At 49.0% G+C, this 17,139-nt stretch carries 10 protein-coding genes and 2 tRNA genes; 7 read left to right on the forward strand and 5 right to left on the reverse strand.

Annotated elements, in window-relative coordinates:
- Nucleotides 1-356: 356 nt before the first annotated feature.
- A tRNA-Asp gene (locus tag QWI17_RS03895) sits at nt 357-433 on the reverse strand.
- Nucleotides 434-446: 13 nt separating this feature from the next.
- Nucleotides 447-522: transfer RNA gene (locus QWI17_RS03900), tRNA-Val, on the reverse strand.
- 194 nt (nt 523-716) lie between these two features.
- Between QWI17_RS03900 and QWI17_RS03905 the strand changes: the two genes are divergently transcribed.
- From QWI17_RS03905 to trmA, 3 genes are read left to right on the forward strand one after another with little or no spacing between them, the layout of a single operon-like run.
- A complete protein-coding gene (locus QWI17_RS03905; protein WP_302721199.1) occupies nt 717-2,195 on the forward strand; it encodes a two-component system sensor histidine kinase NtrB in 1,479 nt (492 codons plus the stop codon).
- Between the two features lie 10 nt (nt 2,196-2,205).
- Nucleotides 2,206-2,961: a hypothetical protein gene (locus tag QWI17_RS03910; protein ID WP_302721200.1), complete on the forward strand. Its 756-nt coding sequence runs from the start codon at nt 2,206-2,208 to the stop codon at nt 2,959-2,961.
- A gap of 12 nt (nt 2,962-2,973) precedes the next feature.
- A complete protein-coding gene (trmA, locus tag QWI17_RS03915) occupies nt 2,974-4,062 on the forward strand; it encodes a tRNA (uridine(54)-C5)-methyltransferase TrmA (protein ID WP_302721201.1) in 1,089 nt (362 codons plus the stop codon).
- A 48-nt stretch (nt 4,063-4,110) separates the two neighbouring features.
- On the opposite strand, the gene QWI17_RS03920 is transcribed toward trmA, so the two are convergent.
- Together QWI17_RS03920 and QWI17_RS03925 are read right to left on the reverse strand one after the other, a co-directional pair.
- The gene (locus tag QWI17_RS03920) at nt 4,111-4,575 is read right to left on the reverse strand and encodes a DUF2489 domain-containing protein (protein ID WP_302721202.1); all 465 of its coding nucleotides are present in this window, start codon (nt 4,573-4,575) and stop codon (nt 4,111-4,113) included.
- Complete coding sequence (locus QWI17_RS03925) at nt 4,568-6,076, reverse strand: DNA recombination protein RmuC (RefSeq protein ID WP_302721203.1); 1,509 nt, start codon at nt 6,074-6,076, stop codon at nt 4,568-4,570. Before QWI17_RS03925 ends, QWI17_RS03920 begins: the two co-directional genes overlap by 8 nt.
- A gap of 108 nt (nt 6,077-6,184) precedes the next feature.
- On the opposite strand from QWI17_RS03925, the gene QWI17_RS03930 reads away from it, so the two are divergent.
- Together QWI17_RS03930 and murI are read left to right on the forward strand one after the other, a co-directional pair.
- Nucleotides 6,185-6,610, forward strand: coding sequence for a tetratricopeptide repeat protein (locus QWI17_RS03930; RefSeq protein ID WP_302721204.1), 426 nt, complete (start codon nt 6,185-6,187; stop codon nt 6,608-6,610).
- Entirely contained in the window at nt 6,603-7,433 is an 831-nt protein-coding gene (gene murI / locus QWI17_RS03935; RefSeq protein WP_302721205.1) for a glutamate racemase, read from the forward strand. Before QWI17_RS03930 ends, murI begins: the two co-directional genes overlap by 8 nt.
- A 280-nt stretch (nt 7,434-7,713) precedes the next feature.
- On the opposite strand, the gene QWI17_RS03940 is transcribed toward murI, so the two are convergent.
- Complete coding sequence (locus tag QWI17_RS03940) at nt 7,714-10,740, reverse strand: bifunctional diguanylate cyclase/phosphodiesterase (protein ID WP_302721206.1); 3,027 nt, start codon at nt 10,738-10,740, stop codon at nt 7,714-7,716.
- A 142-nt stretch (nt 10,741-10,882) separates the two neighbouring features.
- Between QWI17_RS03940 and QWI17_RS03945 the strand changes: the two genes are divergently transcribed.
- Together QWI17_RS03945 and QWI17_RS03950 are read left to right on the forward strand one after the other, a co-directional pair.
- Nucleotides 10,883-13,573, forward strand: coding sequence for a PD-(D/E)XK nuclease family protein (locus QWI17_RS03945; RefSeq protein ID WP_302721207.1), 2,691 nt, complete (start codon nt 10,883-10,885; stop codon nt 13,571-13,573).
- Nucleotides 13,570-17,031, forward strand: coding sequence for a UvrD-helicase domain-containing protein (locus QWI17_RS03950; RefSeq protein WP_302721208.1), 3,462 nt, complete (start codon nt 13,570-13,572; stop codon nt 17,029-17,031). The genes QWI17_RS03945 and QWI17_RS03950 overlap by 4 nt, the downstream gene beginning before the upstream one ends.
- Nucleotides 17,032-17,139: the final 108 nt, after the last annotated feature.

The following is a 17,139-nucleotide window of genomic DNA, read 5'->3' on the forward strand; positions in this document are numbered from 1 at the left end:
TTGTCAGAGCTTAGAGCCGGAGTCGGCAGCCTGTTTTTAGAAAGGCGTTCGAGACCAACAACGCCTCGAACGGTTAAGATATCAAAGACTCGCTATCCGGTGGATCGCAATGCTGCTCCTCTTAAGTGAACAGCATTGCCCACACAGTGGAGCCTTTCTAAATAGTGGCGGACCGGACGGGAAATATGACCGCCTTCCCTGGCGGTCACCCTGCGGGCAGCTCGCTGAGCTGTACCAATTTGCTCCAGGCAAATTTGTCGAACACCGCTTCGCGGGTTCATCGTCCCGTCCTGTCGGCTGCGGTATTTTTTAACAGGTATAAAAAAGGCCCCACACAGTGGAGCCTTTCTAAATAGTGGCGGACCGGACGGGACTCGAACCCGCGACCTCCGGCGTGACAGGCCGGCATTCTAACCAGCTGAACTACCGGTCCGCAATCCTGATTTTGGTGGGTGGTACAGGGATCGAACCTGTGACCCTCGCCTTGTAAGGGCGATGCTCTCCCAGCTGAGCTAACCACCCCTCCTCAGGTGGGACGCATTCTACTGAAAAGCATCAGCGTGTCAAACAATTTTTCAAAATACCCTCGTAAGCGACTATTATGTAAGCACTTTTTTCAGATTTTAATCAGATCTGCGCACTTTGCAGTCAAGTTGCCGTCTCAGAGTATGATGCTAGACTAGCAGCCTCCACACGGTCGACGATGGAATGATATCTTGAAAATTTTTGCTCTGGGCAAAACGCTGGTTCGCCTCTTATGGGGTTGGCTATTGCTTATTATTAGCGACATTTCCATAGCTTCGGATAGCGAATTATCCGATCAACGCTGGCTGTGGAGTATTATTTTAGTCATGGTGGCTTTACAGAGTGTCCTTATAGTGGGTCTCCAGAGAAGCCGAATCAAAATCACTCACGCCCGCCAGGCGCTGTTTGAGTCGCAAAAGGCACTGGAGGAAAAAGTACGGGAGCGCACAGAATCACTGCATATTACCAACGATCAACTATATCAAGAAATTGGCCGGCACGAAGCAACCGAGTTGCTGCTGCGAGAAACTCAGGAGTACCTGCACAGCATTCTCAACTCCATGCCTTCGGTTATTATCGGCGTGACCCACAAGGGTTTTATCACTCACTGGAATGCAGCTGCTGAAGATAAATGCGGTATTCTAGCCAGCAATGCCTTACAACAGCACATTCTTCAGGCCTACCCGACTCTACCCATTCAGGCAACCACTATTGCACAAACCATCGAGGCTGGAGAGCCCTATATAACCCAGAACTTTCAGGAAACTGTTGCTGGGGAAACCAAGTATTGCGACCTGACCATATATCCCCTGATAGCGGCCCAGGCTATAGGTGCAGTCATCAGAATTGACGATGTGACAATGCGCGTTCGTGTGGAAAACATGATGATTCAAAACGAAAAAATGGCTTCTCTGGGGGAGTTAGCCGCTGGCATGGCTCATGAAATCAACAATCCCCTAAGTACTATTCTGCATGGGGTACAGAATGTGTTTAGAAGAACTTCGCCAGACTTAAAGGCCAACCGAACAGCAGCAGAGCAACTCGACATAGATTTGGACAAAATTGAACAATATCTCAACAAGCGCAAAGTGACCCAGTTTTTGGAAGACATACGCGAGGCCGGGGAACGCTCAGCTGACATAGTCACTAACATGCTGGATTTTTCTCGCAACAGCAAGCAGACTAAACAGCCATACGATTTGGCTCAAGTGATACGACATGGGGTGGATTTGCTCAATGCCGAGCCGGTCGCAATGCCCGCAATCGCGCTAGATCTCACTGAAGACCTGCCTAACTTATACGGCTGCGCCGCCGAAATCCAACAAGTGCTGCTGAATTTGGTGCGAAATGCGGCACAGGCCTTTGGTAAAAATCCAAGCGAAGAGTCCCGAATATTCATTACCCTGAGCAAGGTTCAAAATTCCGCTATATTATCAGTGAAAGACAACGGCCCCGGTATGACTGACGAGGTCGCTCGCCATGTTTTTGAGCCATTTTTCACAACCAAGGATATTGGCCAGGGAACCGGGCTTGGTTTATCTGTATCCTACTTTATAATTACAGAACATCACGGCGGGACTATCAGTGTCGAGTCCACTCTTGGCGAAGGCACTGAATTTTTAATAACGCTACCCTTGCCAACAGAAGCTTCGGCCAATGTAGTGCCTTAGGAGATAAAACATGACTATATCGCAGGCTACATTTTTAAAGGCTCTAACGACAGCATCATTAGTGCTAACACTGGGTGCGTGCCAGACTAAAGCCCCCCCACCCGTCTCTGACAACGATATTGCGCAATTTAGTCAGGCTACCGAAGCCAAGGCGCTCAGCACTATAGTGTCACTAAAAAACTGTATGTCACTGGGAGGCGAGTTAGGAAGCGAAGCAAAAAGCATCTATCAAAGTTGGTTTAACGACCACGGAAAACTGGTTGAAGCCAGTGAAAGGTATTTGCAAAAGTCGCGCAATGACCTAGTTGAATGGCAAGGCCTAAACTTTTCGCTAATCAGCGTCAAAAATTATCACGATACCTTGCTGGCGATCAAGAATCGCCAAAACCTGGCTAATAGGGGCCCGGAGGCACGCCACGATATATGTACCAACGTATACTCTAACACCCAAAGCTACGCCCCATCTGCAGGTAACGAGCGCGTAATCAGCGCGCTTTATGAGCGGGTCAACATCAGCAACAAGGCCGAGGCTGGCATGTTCGTAATGTCAGACCTTCTACCGGCATTCCCTGCCCCCGGCAAATCTTTCTACCAGGTAACACAATCTCTTCAGCCTCACTGCGCGCAAACGGTTGAGATAGTCACGCTTATGAATGACTGGCCAATTGAAACCTACGCTAGCTATTGCGACAATTCAGGGCTGGCCCTACTGCAGTGCGAATGGGGAAAATGCACCAAGCAACTGCCCACCGATGCACAAATTTAACTTGAGAACTTAATGACAATTGTACCCTTCTCTGAGGAAAGCTACACTGAGCAACTCAGCCAAAAACTCGACACCGTTAATGCACTTTTTCAGGGGATAGCCATACCTAAACCAGAACTCTTCAAATCTCCGCCTGCAGGTTACCGCATGCGAGCCGAGTTCAAAATCTGGCATGAAGGCTCTACAGCGGCCTACGCAATGTACAAAAAGGGCGAGTATAAGAAACCATATACGGTCACCACTTTTGAGCCCGGACATGTATTAATACAAGACCTGATGCCGAGATTGCTCGAGTGTATTAACCAATCAGAACTGCTCCGCAAACGGCTGTTTCAAGTGGAGTTCCTTACCACTCTGTCCGGCGAAGCGCTGATCACTCTTATTTATCACAAAAAGCTGGATGAACAGTGGCAAGCACTCGCCACTTCAATTGCCGCAAAGCTTAACGCTCATATTATTGGCCGGAGCCGCAAGCAAAAAATGATAATCGGCTCCGACTTTGTTACTGAAAAATTGAATGTCGGCGGACGCGATTTCGTTTATCAGCAAATTGAGGGCAGCTTCACTCAACCAAACGCTCACATATGCGAGAAAATGCTTACCTGGGCAACACATAAATGCGAAAATTTCAACGGTGATTTGCTTGAGCTCTATTGCGGCAACGGCAACTTTACCCTCCCCCTTTCGTTCTACTTCAACCGGGTACTGGCAACTGAAATATCCAAAGTGTCGGTAAACTCAGCGAAGTATAATATGGAAATAAATGGCATCAACAACATCGACGTCGTACGCATGTCAAGCGAAGAGTTTTCGCAAGCAAAAGATGGAGTGCGCCCATTTAGGCGCCTAAAGGACATTGACTTGGCCGGCTACCATTTCTCTACGATTTTTGTCGACCCACCAAGAGCGGGACTTGACGAGCATACAACGACAATTGCAACGCAACACGATAATATCATTTATATTTCTTGTAATCCGGCAACCATGGCCAGAGATGTACGGGCGATGAGCAGAACCCACAAGGTAACAAATTTCGCACTGTTCGACCAATTCCCGTATACCGACCACATTGAATGTGGCGCCGTGCTATCAAGAATATGACTGTTAGTGATGCAAGGCTGCTACCTTGACTCTGTCGCTAGCAGCCTTTCAGAAGGTTCGACCAATTATGCGGCGCGCGGCATCATGAACAAACTCAACGTGTTGCGCCTCTAAAGCTTCACGCTCCTTTGTTAAACGTTTTTTATCTTTCTTTTCGAGCGCTTTCCAAGCCTCAAGAATTGGCATGTGTGATGTAGCCTGACGCAACTGATAGAATGCAGAAAACTCTCCTTTAACCTCCTCGCTTACCGACAAACCATCAAGCAATACCGAGATACGAATACTCGCCTCAGTAATTGTAAGATCTTCTGAGCCAACCGCTTTAGCCAAGATTTGAATACTGTTATTCACGCGCGCTCTTTGCTCTAAGCCCTTCAATTCAAGTTCTTGCAATGCAACTTTTTGCTGCGCACGCATTTTGTACACTTTATACAAATAGTAGCCAGCGATGAAGGCTAACGTAGCGACCACAAACAACGCCAGAAGCAATAGCCAACCTGGAAATTCATTCATCAACCACACCTTCTTCTTTTGAGTCCGATACCTGTTGTGCAAACGCTTGCGGCAAACATTTCTTGGTTTTTGCACCAAGCTGTCTAATGCCATCCACACGCTTTAAGAGATTTCCACGTCCACTATTAAGACGTTTACGTACTAACGTATACGCCTTCTGGGTTCGCTCAATGCTATCACCCACTGAATCTAGCGCCTCGAGCAACAGTACAAATTGATCATGCAAGGCACCAGCTTCTTTAGCAATTAGCTCTGCGTTACGATTTTGCTTATCGTGACGCCATAGGTTCTCTATTGTGCGCAACATCGCAAGCAACGTCGTCGGACTAGCCAGCACAATATGCTTTCGATAGGCGTCAGAATACAGAGTTTCATCATGTTGCAGTGCTAACATAAACGCCCCCTCAACGGGAATAAATATAAACACGAAATCTAAGCCCTGAACACCCGGCAGCTCCTCATAATCCTTAGCACTCAGACCTTTGATATGCCCCCGTATAGAGTTGATATGAGCCTGTAAATACCGCTGCTGTTCCTCACCACTTTGCGCATTACAGTATTTTTCGTAATTTGTCAGTGATACTTTAGCGTCAATGACAATATCTTTCCCCTCCGGAAGATGAATCACCACATCAGGTATACGACGCACCCCATCGACGTCTTTCGCATGGAACTGCGAATCGTACTCTCGCCCTTTCTGCAACCCTGATTGCTCCAAGAGCCGTTCCAGGATCACCTCTCCCCAGCCACCCTGTGACTTATTATTCCCCTTCAGGGCCTGAGCTAAATTTACAGCGTCTTCGCCTATTTTATGTGCCTGCCTTTGCAGCTCAACGATTTGCCCGGACAACCTGTTGCGCTCCGCGTTTTCCTTTTCGTAAACATCCTCTACCTTTTTGCGAAAGTCACTAATTTGATCTCTAAAAGGTGACAGAGTACCTTCCAGCAGGCTTTGGCTGGTCTGACTAAACTGCTCACTTTTTCGTTCAAATAGTTTATTCGCAGTGAGCTCAAATTCCTTCTTAAGTTCGATTTTAGCGCCCTCCAGGAATTCTGCCTGCAGCCGAAGCTGGGTTCGTTCGCTTTGCAAATCGGCCTCTAACTTCGCATTGAGTTGCGAAAGCTCCACCACCTGCTGCTGTAGTTTCTGCTGAGAGTCCCGTATCTGGTCCAGCTGTGTCAGCTTTTCTATTGCCGCAGCGTTTTGCCTGCTGAGTTGCTGCGCATTCAAGTGCTCGGTTTGCAATTGCTGTTGCGCACTGCGCAAAGCAGATTCGAGTCGAGCGGCGCTATCAGTCATTGTTGCAAGTTTGTACTGGCAATCAGCCGCCTCCAGTTCCTTAGTGTGCTGTAAACTTGCCAATTGTGTACGCAAATCGCGGATACTGTTCTGCCTTGGACGAATAACGAACACCCACACCAGCAAGACGGCAGCAAACACAAGCGCCGCCACCAGCGCAACGAACTCGTACACTCGCATGCTCACAATTTGATCAGTCATAAGTTAGATTTCTAGTTTGGCCCTAAACAACAATCTTGAGTCTCGCTATACTGTAGGTTATCTTGCCGATGATCAGCCCTTGAGTCCGATAAGAGAAGATTCGATTGAATGAGTGATCCCCAGTTAACACGTCAGATTCGCCGCTACTGTTCTGATGGTTACAGGCTATACGACAACGCAGAGCTAAGGTTGGCTTTGCGTTCATTCTACCAAGCTTGGCTCTCTATTCCCAAGCCCCAAACCGAGCACGAAGAAGCCGGTTGGGTACTCACGGCTATAGGGGACACCTACTTCAAGCTCAGGCAGTACGATCAAGCGATCGAATCGCTCATGTCTGCAATGCATTGCCCTGAAGGCGATAAAAGCCCATTTCTCTACCTCAGGCTAGGCCAATGCATGTGGGATACCAAGCGCGAAGCTGAAGCGCGTAAATACCTGTATAAAGCTTACCGTATGGCCCAAGGGGCAGTTTTATTTGAGCAAGAGGAAAAGCGCTACATCGAGGCTATTGCGGATCTTTGCCAAAATGACTAAGAGCGCCAATTCACCTCAGGTACTTCTCTTTGATTCTGGCGTTGGCGGTCTCACCATTGCCCGTGAAATAAGGTTACTTTGCCCTAATGTCACTCTCAATTACCTTTCCGACAACGCGGGCTTTCCCTATGGCAATAAATCATCTGACTTTGTCGTCAGCCGCTGCCTTACCCTAGTCAAATATATGGTCGAGCAGGTCAACCCCAAACTGACACTTGTCATAATCGCCTGCAATACGGCAAGTACCTTGGCCCTACCGGCGTTACGCGAGCAAATTGGCGTGCCAATAATCGGCGTCGTACCAGCGATAAAACCAGCGGCAGCATTATCAAGCAATCAATATTTTGGCTTATTGGCCACGCCAGCCACTGTTCGGCGCGCCTATACCCAGAAGCTTATACGTGACTTTGCCGCAAACTGCACAGTTGTACCAGTGGGTAGCGCAAGCCTCGTGCAACTTGCTGAATCCAAATTACAGGGCAAGGCCGTCGACCTTGATCAATTGCGATCCATACTTAACCCATTTGTCCGGCTCAGTAAGCAAAATCCCACACCTGAGAAACTTGACACACTGGTTCTCGCTTGCACACATTTCCCGCTGCTTCGCGATGAAATATCTGAAGTGTTGGAGCGACCTATTAATGTCATTGATTCCGGGCTGGCAATCGCAAAAAGAACTTTGTCACTGCTACCAGGCCCCGATACAGAGAAACCAGAATTAGGCATCTACTGGACGACTGAACCTGCCCAGACAGCACCGCAACCACCCGACTGGATAGGCAACGGTTACTTTAGTGCGGGCGAGATTATCAGCGCCATTTAAAATCTAGCTTAGAAGACTGTTGAAAAACCCCTTGCATGCTCAGCGAGGCCCGAAGCGTGCAGATGTCGTGCCTTGTCTCGACGGACAGGGTGGCTCCCTTTGCTAGAGGCAAGGTGCGGCAGATGTGCGCTTCAGGCCTCGCCCTGCGGGACTTCCAGGCTGGCCCGTACTCGTCGTTGCCCTTTTTCGATGGGTGGACACACACCACCAAAAGGCCGTCTAGATTACGAACCAGCCTGAGAGTCTGAGTACGTAAGGGGTTCTTCAGCAGCCTGCTAGACTAAATTGACTCGCTACCATCAGAGAACAGAAGCGTCATAAAGTGATCAACGGGTAGTGGTCGACTGTAAAAATACCCCTGACCAATATGACAACCGCAGTTAGCTAGAAATGCATGTTGCTCAGGGGTTTCTACTCCCTCAACAATGACCTCATAGTGCAGACTTTTCGCCATTGCCACAATGAGCGAGGTAATCTCACGATCCTCTTCGTCATCGGGCAAATCTTTTACGAAACTGCGATCCACTTTTAAGCTGGTAATGGGCAAACGCTTCAGATAACTAAGCGATGAGTATCCGGTACCAAAATCATCAATCGCCAAGCTGCATCCGCGGCGCCTCACCTCACGCAGTTTAAGAATCACCGATTCGGCATCCTCCATCAAGGTGCTCTCTGTCACCTCGAGCTCTAGAGTTTTTGGATCTAAACCTGTTTCATTGAGGCATCCGTCCAAAGTCTTCACAAAGTCAGACTCACTGAGCTGTCGCGCTGACAAGTTGACAGAGATGCGAAACTTTCTACCCAAAGCCTTTTGAATGCCTTTTGCTTGATAACACGCCGTTTTCAATACCCACTTACCCAAGGGGACAATGAGCCCCGACTCTTCCGCCGCAGATATAAACTCCACCGGAGACACTAACCCGTGAACCGGGTGATTCCAGCGTATCAGCGCCTCGGCACCAATTATTTTTCCACTTTCAAAATCGACGAAAGGCTGATAAAAAAGTTCAAATTGACCGAACTTAAGCGCTTGACGCAGCTCGCGCTCAATAGTCAGCCTCTGTTCTACCGCTTGGTTCATATCAGCCGTATAAAACTGAAATGCATTCCTTCCTTTATCTTTCGCTTGATACATAGCGAGATCGGCATTTTTCATCAAGACATCAATGTCGTCACTATCATCGGGAGCCAGGGTAATTCCAATACTGCCTCCGGCTACCACCTCCTTACCCTGAATATCAAAAGCTCGGTTCAACGCCTGTATTATTTTATTGGCGACAACGTAAGCGTACTGTGGGCTTTCCACTTGATTAAGTAACACAGCAAATTCATCGCCACCCAATCGAGCAACCATATCCTCTTGACGCAAACAGCCACGAAGACGCCTCGCTACTTCTACCAAGAAGTGATCACCTGACTCATGACCAAACGTATCATTGATTCTTTTGAAATGATCAAGATCAACGTAAAACAAAGCCATACGTTGACCACTGCGTATACTATGGTTAAGTGTTGCCCGAAGCTGAGATTTAAAAAGGGTGCGATTGGCCAACCCCGTCAGGTGATCGTAATACGCGAGCTTCTCAACTTCCTGCTGTTTTTCCTTTAAGTCGGAAATATCCTGACCAACACACACATAAAACTCAGGCTTCTGCTCTGCCCCCAAAATTGCCGTAACGGTTTGCATTAGCCAAAACTTCCGCCCTCCGGCGGTCACGGCTAAGTACTCGGCCTGCCACTTGCCGGAATCCTCCTGAAAGGTGCCTCGCAAAATCTCGCTTTCTAGCTTAGATTCAATATCTTCGACGCTTACTTTTTGAGAGTCTTCATCATCGAACAATAACGGATCAAAATCACTCTCAGACGAATCTATACTGTATCCACTTGTTTGCCAGTATTGCGAGTTTGCATACTCAATTTTCCACTGCCTATTCAAAATAACCACAAGGCTAGCGCTGTTTTCTATTGCACTCATTAACCTGCGGGATTCTTGACTGGCTCGGTCCAGCAAATCAATTTTATCGTCTAAGCCATGAACTAAACGGCGTATCTGATCCAGCATGTCATTGATACTACTGCCGAGCCTTGCAATTTCATCACAGCCCTGAACGGGGACGCTCATCTCCCAATTGTGCTGATTGATTCGACCGGTTGCATTTGCCAAAGCCACTATACGGCGAACGACATATCGACGAATACTAAAGAACAACACAACAAAGAGAAATAGCGCCAAGACAACTATGTTGGTATAAACCGAACTCATCGAGTCGCGGAAGCTTTGGTCGATTAACGAGCGCGGATAGTAAAAGCTAATAAACCATTCCATGTCCGTAAACTTCTGTGCAACAATACTGATTTCTTCGCCCTGATTCACCACAGGCTCGATAGCACCAAGTAATACATCGCCATTGACGACAGACTGCATATAATGTTCGAAGCCTGATTGTGACGGCATCAATAGTTGGTACTGCTCGGACTTTACCGGCTCTCTCGCCATCTCTGGTGTTGCGCCACTATGTAGCACCAACTCGCCACTGGCATCATAGATAAACGCTTTAATCTGATTGCCATCCGCGTCAAGATCATTGAGCTTGTTCAACAGATAACTGATATTAATATCGCCACCAAGAACACCCACAAATTCACTGTCGATGTACACTGGATACAACATAGATGTCATCCAGTTTTGGGTATATTTATCAAAATATATTGGTGTCCAGACTGCTGATCGCGAAGGGTTTTGTGCCGGTGCAGCCTCGCTAAAGAATATTTCTTGGGTGACATCGTGTTCAGGTTGATGACCGGTAACGATGCTTACCGGCCACACGCGAGAAACATTATTGTGACTGATAAAATAAAACGCATTAAACGTTGACTCAACAACAGGCGTCAAGCGCTCCCAAGTTTCACCGCTAACCGCAACCCATTTATTGATCTCAGAATCTATTTGCCGAAAACTAGGAACGAACGCGCCTGAGTACTCTTGAATTAATCGGTAACCTCCGTCAGCATCCCGGTATTCAGCCATATCTACAACTGAACCTTTCGTATGCATTGCAAACGTTGAGAAGTCTTCAAGCAAGACAGCCCTGGAGGCGGCTAAAATATTCGCCCGCTTCTGTAGCTCATCTTGCAAATAGCTGATGTATCTCGTAGAAAGGCCTTGCAGGCGGTTATCATAGCGCGCTTCAATGCGCTGGGTTTCGGCAAAACCGACACGTATTGCCCCGAGTATGCCGCTCAATATGACAAACCCGGTGACGATTAACAATAATTTAGCGCTCAGCGATCTATTTATAACCTGCAATGTAACTCCGTTACGATGAGTGGCGCCTAAACTTTATTCTATACCAATTTTTAACTTACCGACCGTTTGTTGCGATGTTTCTTGCAGCCTGTTCCCCGTGCACTTTACACTTTAGAAAATTTTCTTCAATTCTGGAATTAATATGTCCGCAATACTGATGGACATCGGCGCCTTCGAATCTGAACTGAGGGCGGGAAAGCTGGTGTTAACTGCCAACAATCGTCAGAGAAATCAAATACTTAGAGCCTACAATAGCACGCAAACCGAGGCCGTCTGGAGAGCCCCAAGAGTCCAAACCTTGCGCCAGTGGCAAGAGGTCTGCTGGCAGGCGTATCAACTAGCTGGCCTTCCGAGTGCCGATCTTACGCTGCAAACCAATACTCAGCGGGACATCCTTTGGCGAGAAGTTGTCCAACAATATGCAACAGCACAACAACTGCTGCAGCCTGGGCGCCTGGTTACACATGCTGAAGCCGCTCGCATGGCACTCGACGCCTGGGACTGCCCCATAGAAACCATACAACAATGGCAGCACGAAGACACTGACCTCACCAACTATAGCAATTGGTACCTCGCCTATCACGAGAAATTGCAATCGCTTAGATTGGCCACAACCGAGATCATACAGAGCTTGCTCATTGAAGCATTCAACCGGCGCTGGATTGAACCCGAACAAAGCGCCCTGCTTTACGGTTTTGATGATCTAAATCCTCTTGCCGAGCGCCTAATTCGATCAGCGCTGCCCAGTGCTCGCACGGTCGAAACGCCGTCTCTGGACACCAAGGCCCGGCTAATTGCTTACGACGATAGCGATGACGAAGTGCTGCAGGCTGCTCTTTGGGCCGATCAAGTACTGACCGAGCAGCCACAAGCGGTTATTGGTATTGTTGTCCCCAATTTGGGGCAAATCCGAGCCCGCGTCGAGAGCCTATTCCAATCAGTATTCACACCGCTGGAGTCACTACCGAGCCAAACTACAGCAGTGGCCCCATACAATTTTTCAGCGGGAACCCCGCTGGCCAGCTGTCCGGTGATTGACGGGGTTCTGTCACTGGTAACCGGATTGCAGAAAAAGCACACGTTGGAGTCAGCCTGCGAATTTTTACTCAATGTCTACGTAGGCGATAGTCAAGCGGAATGGTTAGTCCGGGCCCAGGCCGTTGATACTTTGCGCCACTACGCCAAGTTACATTACTCTCTGACTGACATTCGCGAAGCCCTTGCGCTAGCGTGCAACCGCACGAGCAAGAATGCAAAGATATACACAGCGCTGCAAACGCTCGCCGGCGAACCGCGTCATTGGCAGAGACAGAACCCAGTCGAGCACTGGCGCCAAGAATTAGTCAAACTGCTGGAAAATTTCGGCTGGCCAGGCCCCAGGCAGCTGTCCAGCATTGAATATCAACAAGTAGCGCAATTTTATGAGCTGCTTAATGAGCTCGATGGTATGGCGAAAGTACAGCCAGTGTGCAGTTTTTGGGACTACTGCGAGCGACTCGCCGAAACTTTACGGCACGCCCCGTTCCAAGCCCAGACTCCCGACTCGCCCATACAAATTCTGGGCGTGCTGGAAGCAGCCGGCCTGCAATTTTCGCACCTTAGAATTGTTGGCATGCACCACGGCGCGTGGCCTCCCGCGGCTGCCCCCAATCCACTGCTGCCAATCCCACTACAACGAGACTGGGGGATGCCTAAATCCAGCTCAGAGCGCGAACTAAACTACGCCGTGCGCCTTACGGAACGAATGACAGGCAGTGCTCAAGATGTAATTTTCAGTTACCCCAAAACCGATGGGGATCGCCGTTTGCAGGCAAGTCGCCTGGTCGAAAACTTGTGTCACGACAACATTCAGGCCAACGCAATCCGTCAGCCCCAAACCTCATTACTGCAATCCAATTACGAACGTGTTGCGACATCCGGGATTTTGGAGGTGGTCGACTGCACGCATGCCCCCAAGCTTGATTGCGATCAATTGCCCGGCGGTACAGGCATTATAAAAGCGCAAGCCAATTGTCCATTTACAGCTTTTGCCAGATTCCGATTGGGAGCCCGGTGCTACGATAAGCCTTCCCTCGGCTTTTCTGCCCTTGAGCGCGGCAATGCACTGCACCAGGTTATGGCCAATTTTTGGGAGCAAGTACAATCCAACGCCAACCTGTTAAAACTAAGCGAGGAAGAAATAATAGCCATTTTACAGCCTTTAGTTAAGCAGGCACTGCTCGATCTTTGTGGCAAATCTAGCCGTCCGTTCGGCCAAAATCATATTGACCTCGAACAAGAGCGCCTCCTTAGCCTATTAGCATGTTGGGCAAAACAAGAAAAGATGCGGCCGGAATTCTCGGTGACGGCAATAGAACAACGTATAGAAATTACCTTGAATGGCTACTTACTGAATGTACAGGTCGACAGAATTGACACCTTGGCGGACGGCTCAACGTTTATCATCGATTACAAAACCGGTAATACATCAACAAACGATTGGAAACAGGGTCGTCTGTTCGACCCTCAATTGCCCCTTTATGCCTGCACAATTTTGCCAGATAGAAACGCAGGCATCGCCTTCGCGACGATCAACGGCAACAATCAGTGTTTTAACGGCTGGGGCGACAATGTGGCGATCGACGGCGTTAAAGCACCGGAACAACAAAGCTGGCATCAGCAATTGGATGTATGGCAGCAGGAGCTCTCTAGACTGGCCAGTGAAATACGCTGCGGTTACGCACCCGTTGACTATCGAGGTGTCAATGCGCAAAGGTTTGAAGAAGATCTAAAGCCTCTAAACCGCTGGGATGAGCAAAACGAATTAGAACGATGGAGCATCCAGCAACAATGAACTCGCATTCATTCACAATACCGGAAGACAATTCGGCTCGCACCGACGCTCTTGACCCCACTCGATCTTTTGCCGTTTCCGCTCCGGCAGGCTCTGGCAAAACGGGATTGTTAACCCACCGGCTTTTGAAGTTGTTGCTGACAGTGGAGGCGCCGGAACAAGTGCTTGCCATTACCTTCACTAATAAGGCCGCGAGTGAAATGCAAGAACGGGTATTGCACGCCCTGTCTGATGCGTTAGCCAAGCCTGAGCCCGAGCAAGAGCACCAGAGGTCGCTATGGCTTAGCGCCAGAGCCGTGCTTGCTCGGGACTCGGCACTCAACTGGCAGCTGCTGAACAACCCAAACAGACTTAGAATTCTAACCATCGATGGCTTATGCCGCTCAATAGTGTCGCTGCTCCCCATCGACAGTAAACTTGGTGGAGCGCCTGACAACATTGAAGAACCGGAAGACGCTTACCGTGAAGCGGCTTACAACTTATTGGAAGAAATGGAATCGGACGGGAGTATTTCTCAACCGCTGACGTTGCTGTCTAAACACCTGGACAATCAGCTTGAGAAGGTAGCCAATCTGCTTATTAGCCTACTGGGCAAACGCGAACAATGGCTACCCTTAATTATGTCAGTCAGCGGTGAAAGCGCCCGGCTTAGACTAGAGGCATCTCTGCAAAGTGTTATCACCGATCACCTGCAAAAGACAACTGAGCTTCTAATACCGCTGCAAACAGAAGTAGGCTTGCTGTTAGATGGCATCGGTGCCTACTTCTGCGAGGAGGATCCGAGCCACACATTCTGCTGTCTTAAAGGCTTGAAGGGGTTGCCTGACACAACCCCAGAATCTCTTGACCAGTGGCAAGCAGTTGCTCAAATCTTTCTTAGCAGCACTAACGATTTTCGAAAGCGCCCGGATAAGCGTATCGGATTCCCACCCGTTAAAGATGGCAAAATACAAAAAGAGCGTTATCAGACAATAGTCGACCTACTACAGGAATATTCAGATGATGCCACAACGACACTGCAAGAAATAAAAACACTTCCGACACCGCATTACGGCAAGAATGAATGGGAAATACTAGACGCCTTAGCCCAAGTGCTGCCTCGACTGGCGGCCCAGCTGTGGGTCGTGTTCGCCGCCAAAGGGGCCAGTGACTTTACCGAAGTATCACTGGCTGCACTCACTTCGCTGGACGACAAAGAGCGCATCAGTGACATACTGCTAAAGCTCGACCATCAAATTCAGCATATTCTCGTCGATGAATTTCAGGACACTTCCCTACCTCAATTTGAACTACTGGAAAGACTGACCACTGGCTGGGAGCCGGGCGATGGCAGAACGTTATTCTTGGTGGGTGACGGTATGCAATCCTGTTACGGGTTTCGCAATGCCAATGTCGGACTTTTTTTAAGAGCGCGTCGCCATGGAATCGGGGCGCTGTCTTTACAACCTCTGGATCTAACCGTTAATTTTCGCTCTGATCAAGGCATTGTCGATTGGGTCAACGGCGCGTTTAGCAAGTCGTTCCCTGCAGCGGATGACATTTCCCGCGGAGCGGTCCGCTACACAGCCTCTACGGCATTTCGACCTATTAACATAAGCACAGCAGTTCAAACCAAGGTCTGCCTTTTTGACAACGAAACCACCGATAAAGATCACGCCAGAAAAGCAGAGGCGCGCCATGTCGCCGACCTCGTCGCAAAGACACAAGCGGCCCAGCCCGGCGCTAGCATTGCGGTGCTCGGGCGTGCCCGACCTCATCTACAAATGATCATGCAGGAGCTGAGTCTCAAAGACATTGAATTTGTCGCTCAAGATATGGAATCGCTGGCAACCCGCATGGTTATAACAGACTTGTTAACGCTGACCAAAGTATTACTCCAACCGGACAATAGAGTAGCCTGGCTTTCGATTTTGCGCTCACCCTGGGTGGGATTAAACCACTTCGATTTGGCAGTGTTAGTGGGCAGCTCCAATCGCGAGGCTCCGGACACTGACCGCAATGGTTACAAATTTATCTGGCCAAATCTGCTGTGCGACGAGACCCTCAACCAACTTTCAGACCAGGGACGGAGCGCCTGCCAAAGACTGGTTCAAACATTGCGCAATAGCTTTTTTCAAATTGGTCGAAAAAACCTTGCAAATTGGGTCTATGGAACCTGGCTTGCCCTTGGCGGCCCCGCCTGTTTGTTACGCCCCTCAGACCACAAAGACGCCGAACAATACTTTAGCCTGCTACGCGATCATGATCACGCTGGCAAAATACGAGACTGGTCCGCCTTTAATCGAGCCATTGAGCGGCTGTATTCATCACCCACAGCCTCCAATGACTGCAACGTTCAGCTGATGACACTGCACAAATCGAAAGGTCTGGAATTTGACGTAGTCATTATTGTCGGGCTGGACCGAAGTTCAAGAAATGACGACAAACAACTTTTGCTATGGCGAGAGCGATTAGATAGCCAAGGCGCCAACCACCTTTTAATAAGCCCCGTCGCTGCGGAAGGTGACAATCAAGGCCCACTTTATCAGCATTTAAAATACGAGCAAAAATTGCAAAACGAGTACGAACTCATCCGCTTGTTTTATGTGGGCTGCACCCGGGCAATTGAACAATTGTATTTAACAGCTTGTCTTCAGGTTGAGCCTTCCACTTCCGGCCCATTGGCGCTCGACGACGCCGGCGCAAAACCGAAAGGGCTTCTGAAACAACTCTGGCCGCAGCTGGCTGACCAAGCTCAAGTGGTTTGCGCTCGCGTCGACCAAGCCAAAGCGGCTGGCTCGCCCGCGCGAGTACCGGGGACCTACATAAGGAGACTTTCGGTAAACTGGGAAATGCCGGCCTTGGCTGACAACTTCCGTCTTGCTCACCTCAGACTGACAAGTACTATTGAAGATGATGACCCCAACATCCCCGAACTCGAACCGGCACATGCACGTCACCTTCGCCTTGCCGGCAGCCAAGTACATCGTATTTTCGAGCAACTGGCCCGCTCACCACTACCCGCAGATGCCGATCAATATTGCCAAACTCGGCAGAGCGCCTGGCAGGCGCAATTGCTGGGTGCCGGTATCCACAATAGTGCGTTAAAGCAATGCCTTGATATCATCAATACGGCGGTTGCAAACGCTCTTAAGAGTGTGACAGGCCGCTGGATACTGGACTGCACCCATACCGCCAGTGAAGCGGAAGTGGAGTACTTCAGCCGAAAATCTGGGACGAGCAGCAGACACATTATTGACCGTACGTTTATTGACCACAATACACGCTGGATTATTGACTATAAAACCGCTCAAATTGACACGGACGAAGCTGTAGACGCCTTTCAAGCGAGGCTAAAAGACCAATACCAGGCACAGCTGGATCGCTATAAACGCGTATATTCCAGTGACAACGTCAGTATCCAGTGCGCCATCTACAACCCGCTGTTAGGCGAAGATCATTCACTTATCTTGTATTAATGGATCTAAATGCCTGCATAGCATTAACAAATCATCATTATTAATAAAATCATCCACAAAAATGGCCTAAATTTCAGTAGAATAGCGTCAGAATCCCGTATTAGGGTG

Origin of the sequence: Gilvimarinus gilvus, from assembly GCF_030518155.1 — a bacterium.
Lineage (GTDB): Bacteria > Pseudomonadota > Gammaproteobacteria > Pseudomonadales > Cellvibrionaceae > Gilvimarinus > Gilvimarinus gilvus.

Excerpts from the sequence above, each read along its gene's own strand:
- QWI17_RS03950 (WP_302721208.1), top strand. The coding sequence starts at position 13,570 with ATGAACTCGCATTCATTCACAATACCGGAAGACAATTCGGCTCGCACC.
- QWI17_RS03925 (WP_302721203.1), bottom strand. The coding sequence starts at position 6,076 with ATGACTGATCAAATTGTGAGCATGCGAGTGTACGAGTTCGTTGCGCTG.
- QWI17_RS03920 (WP_302721202.1), bottom strand. The coding sequence starts at position 4,575 with ATGAATGAATTTCCAGGTTGGCTATTGCTTCTGGCGTTGTTTGTGGTC.
- QWI17_RS03910 (WP_302721200.1), top strand. The coding sequence starts at position 2,206 with ATGACTATATCGCAGGCTACATTTTTAAAGGCTCTAACGACAGCATCA.
- murI (WP_302721205.1), top strand. The coding sequence starts at position 6,603 with ATGACTAAGAGCGCCAATTCACCTCAGGTACTTCTCTTTGATTCTGGC.
- trmA (WP_302721201.1), top strand. The coding sequence starts at position 2,974 with ATGACAATTGTACCCTTCTCTGAGGAAAGCTACACTGAGCAACTCAGC.
- QWI17_RS03945 (WP_302721207.1), top strand. The coding sequence starts at position 10,883 with ATGTCCGCAATACTGATGGACATCGGCGCCTTCGAATCTGAACTGAGG.
- QWI17_RS03930 (WP_302721204.1), top strand. The coding sequence starts at position 6,185 with ATGAGTGATCCCCAGTTAACACGTCAGATTCGCCGCTACTGTTCTGAT.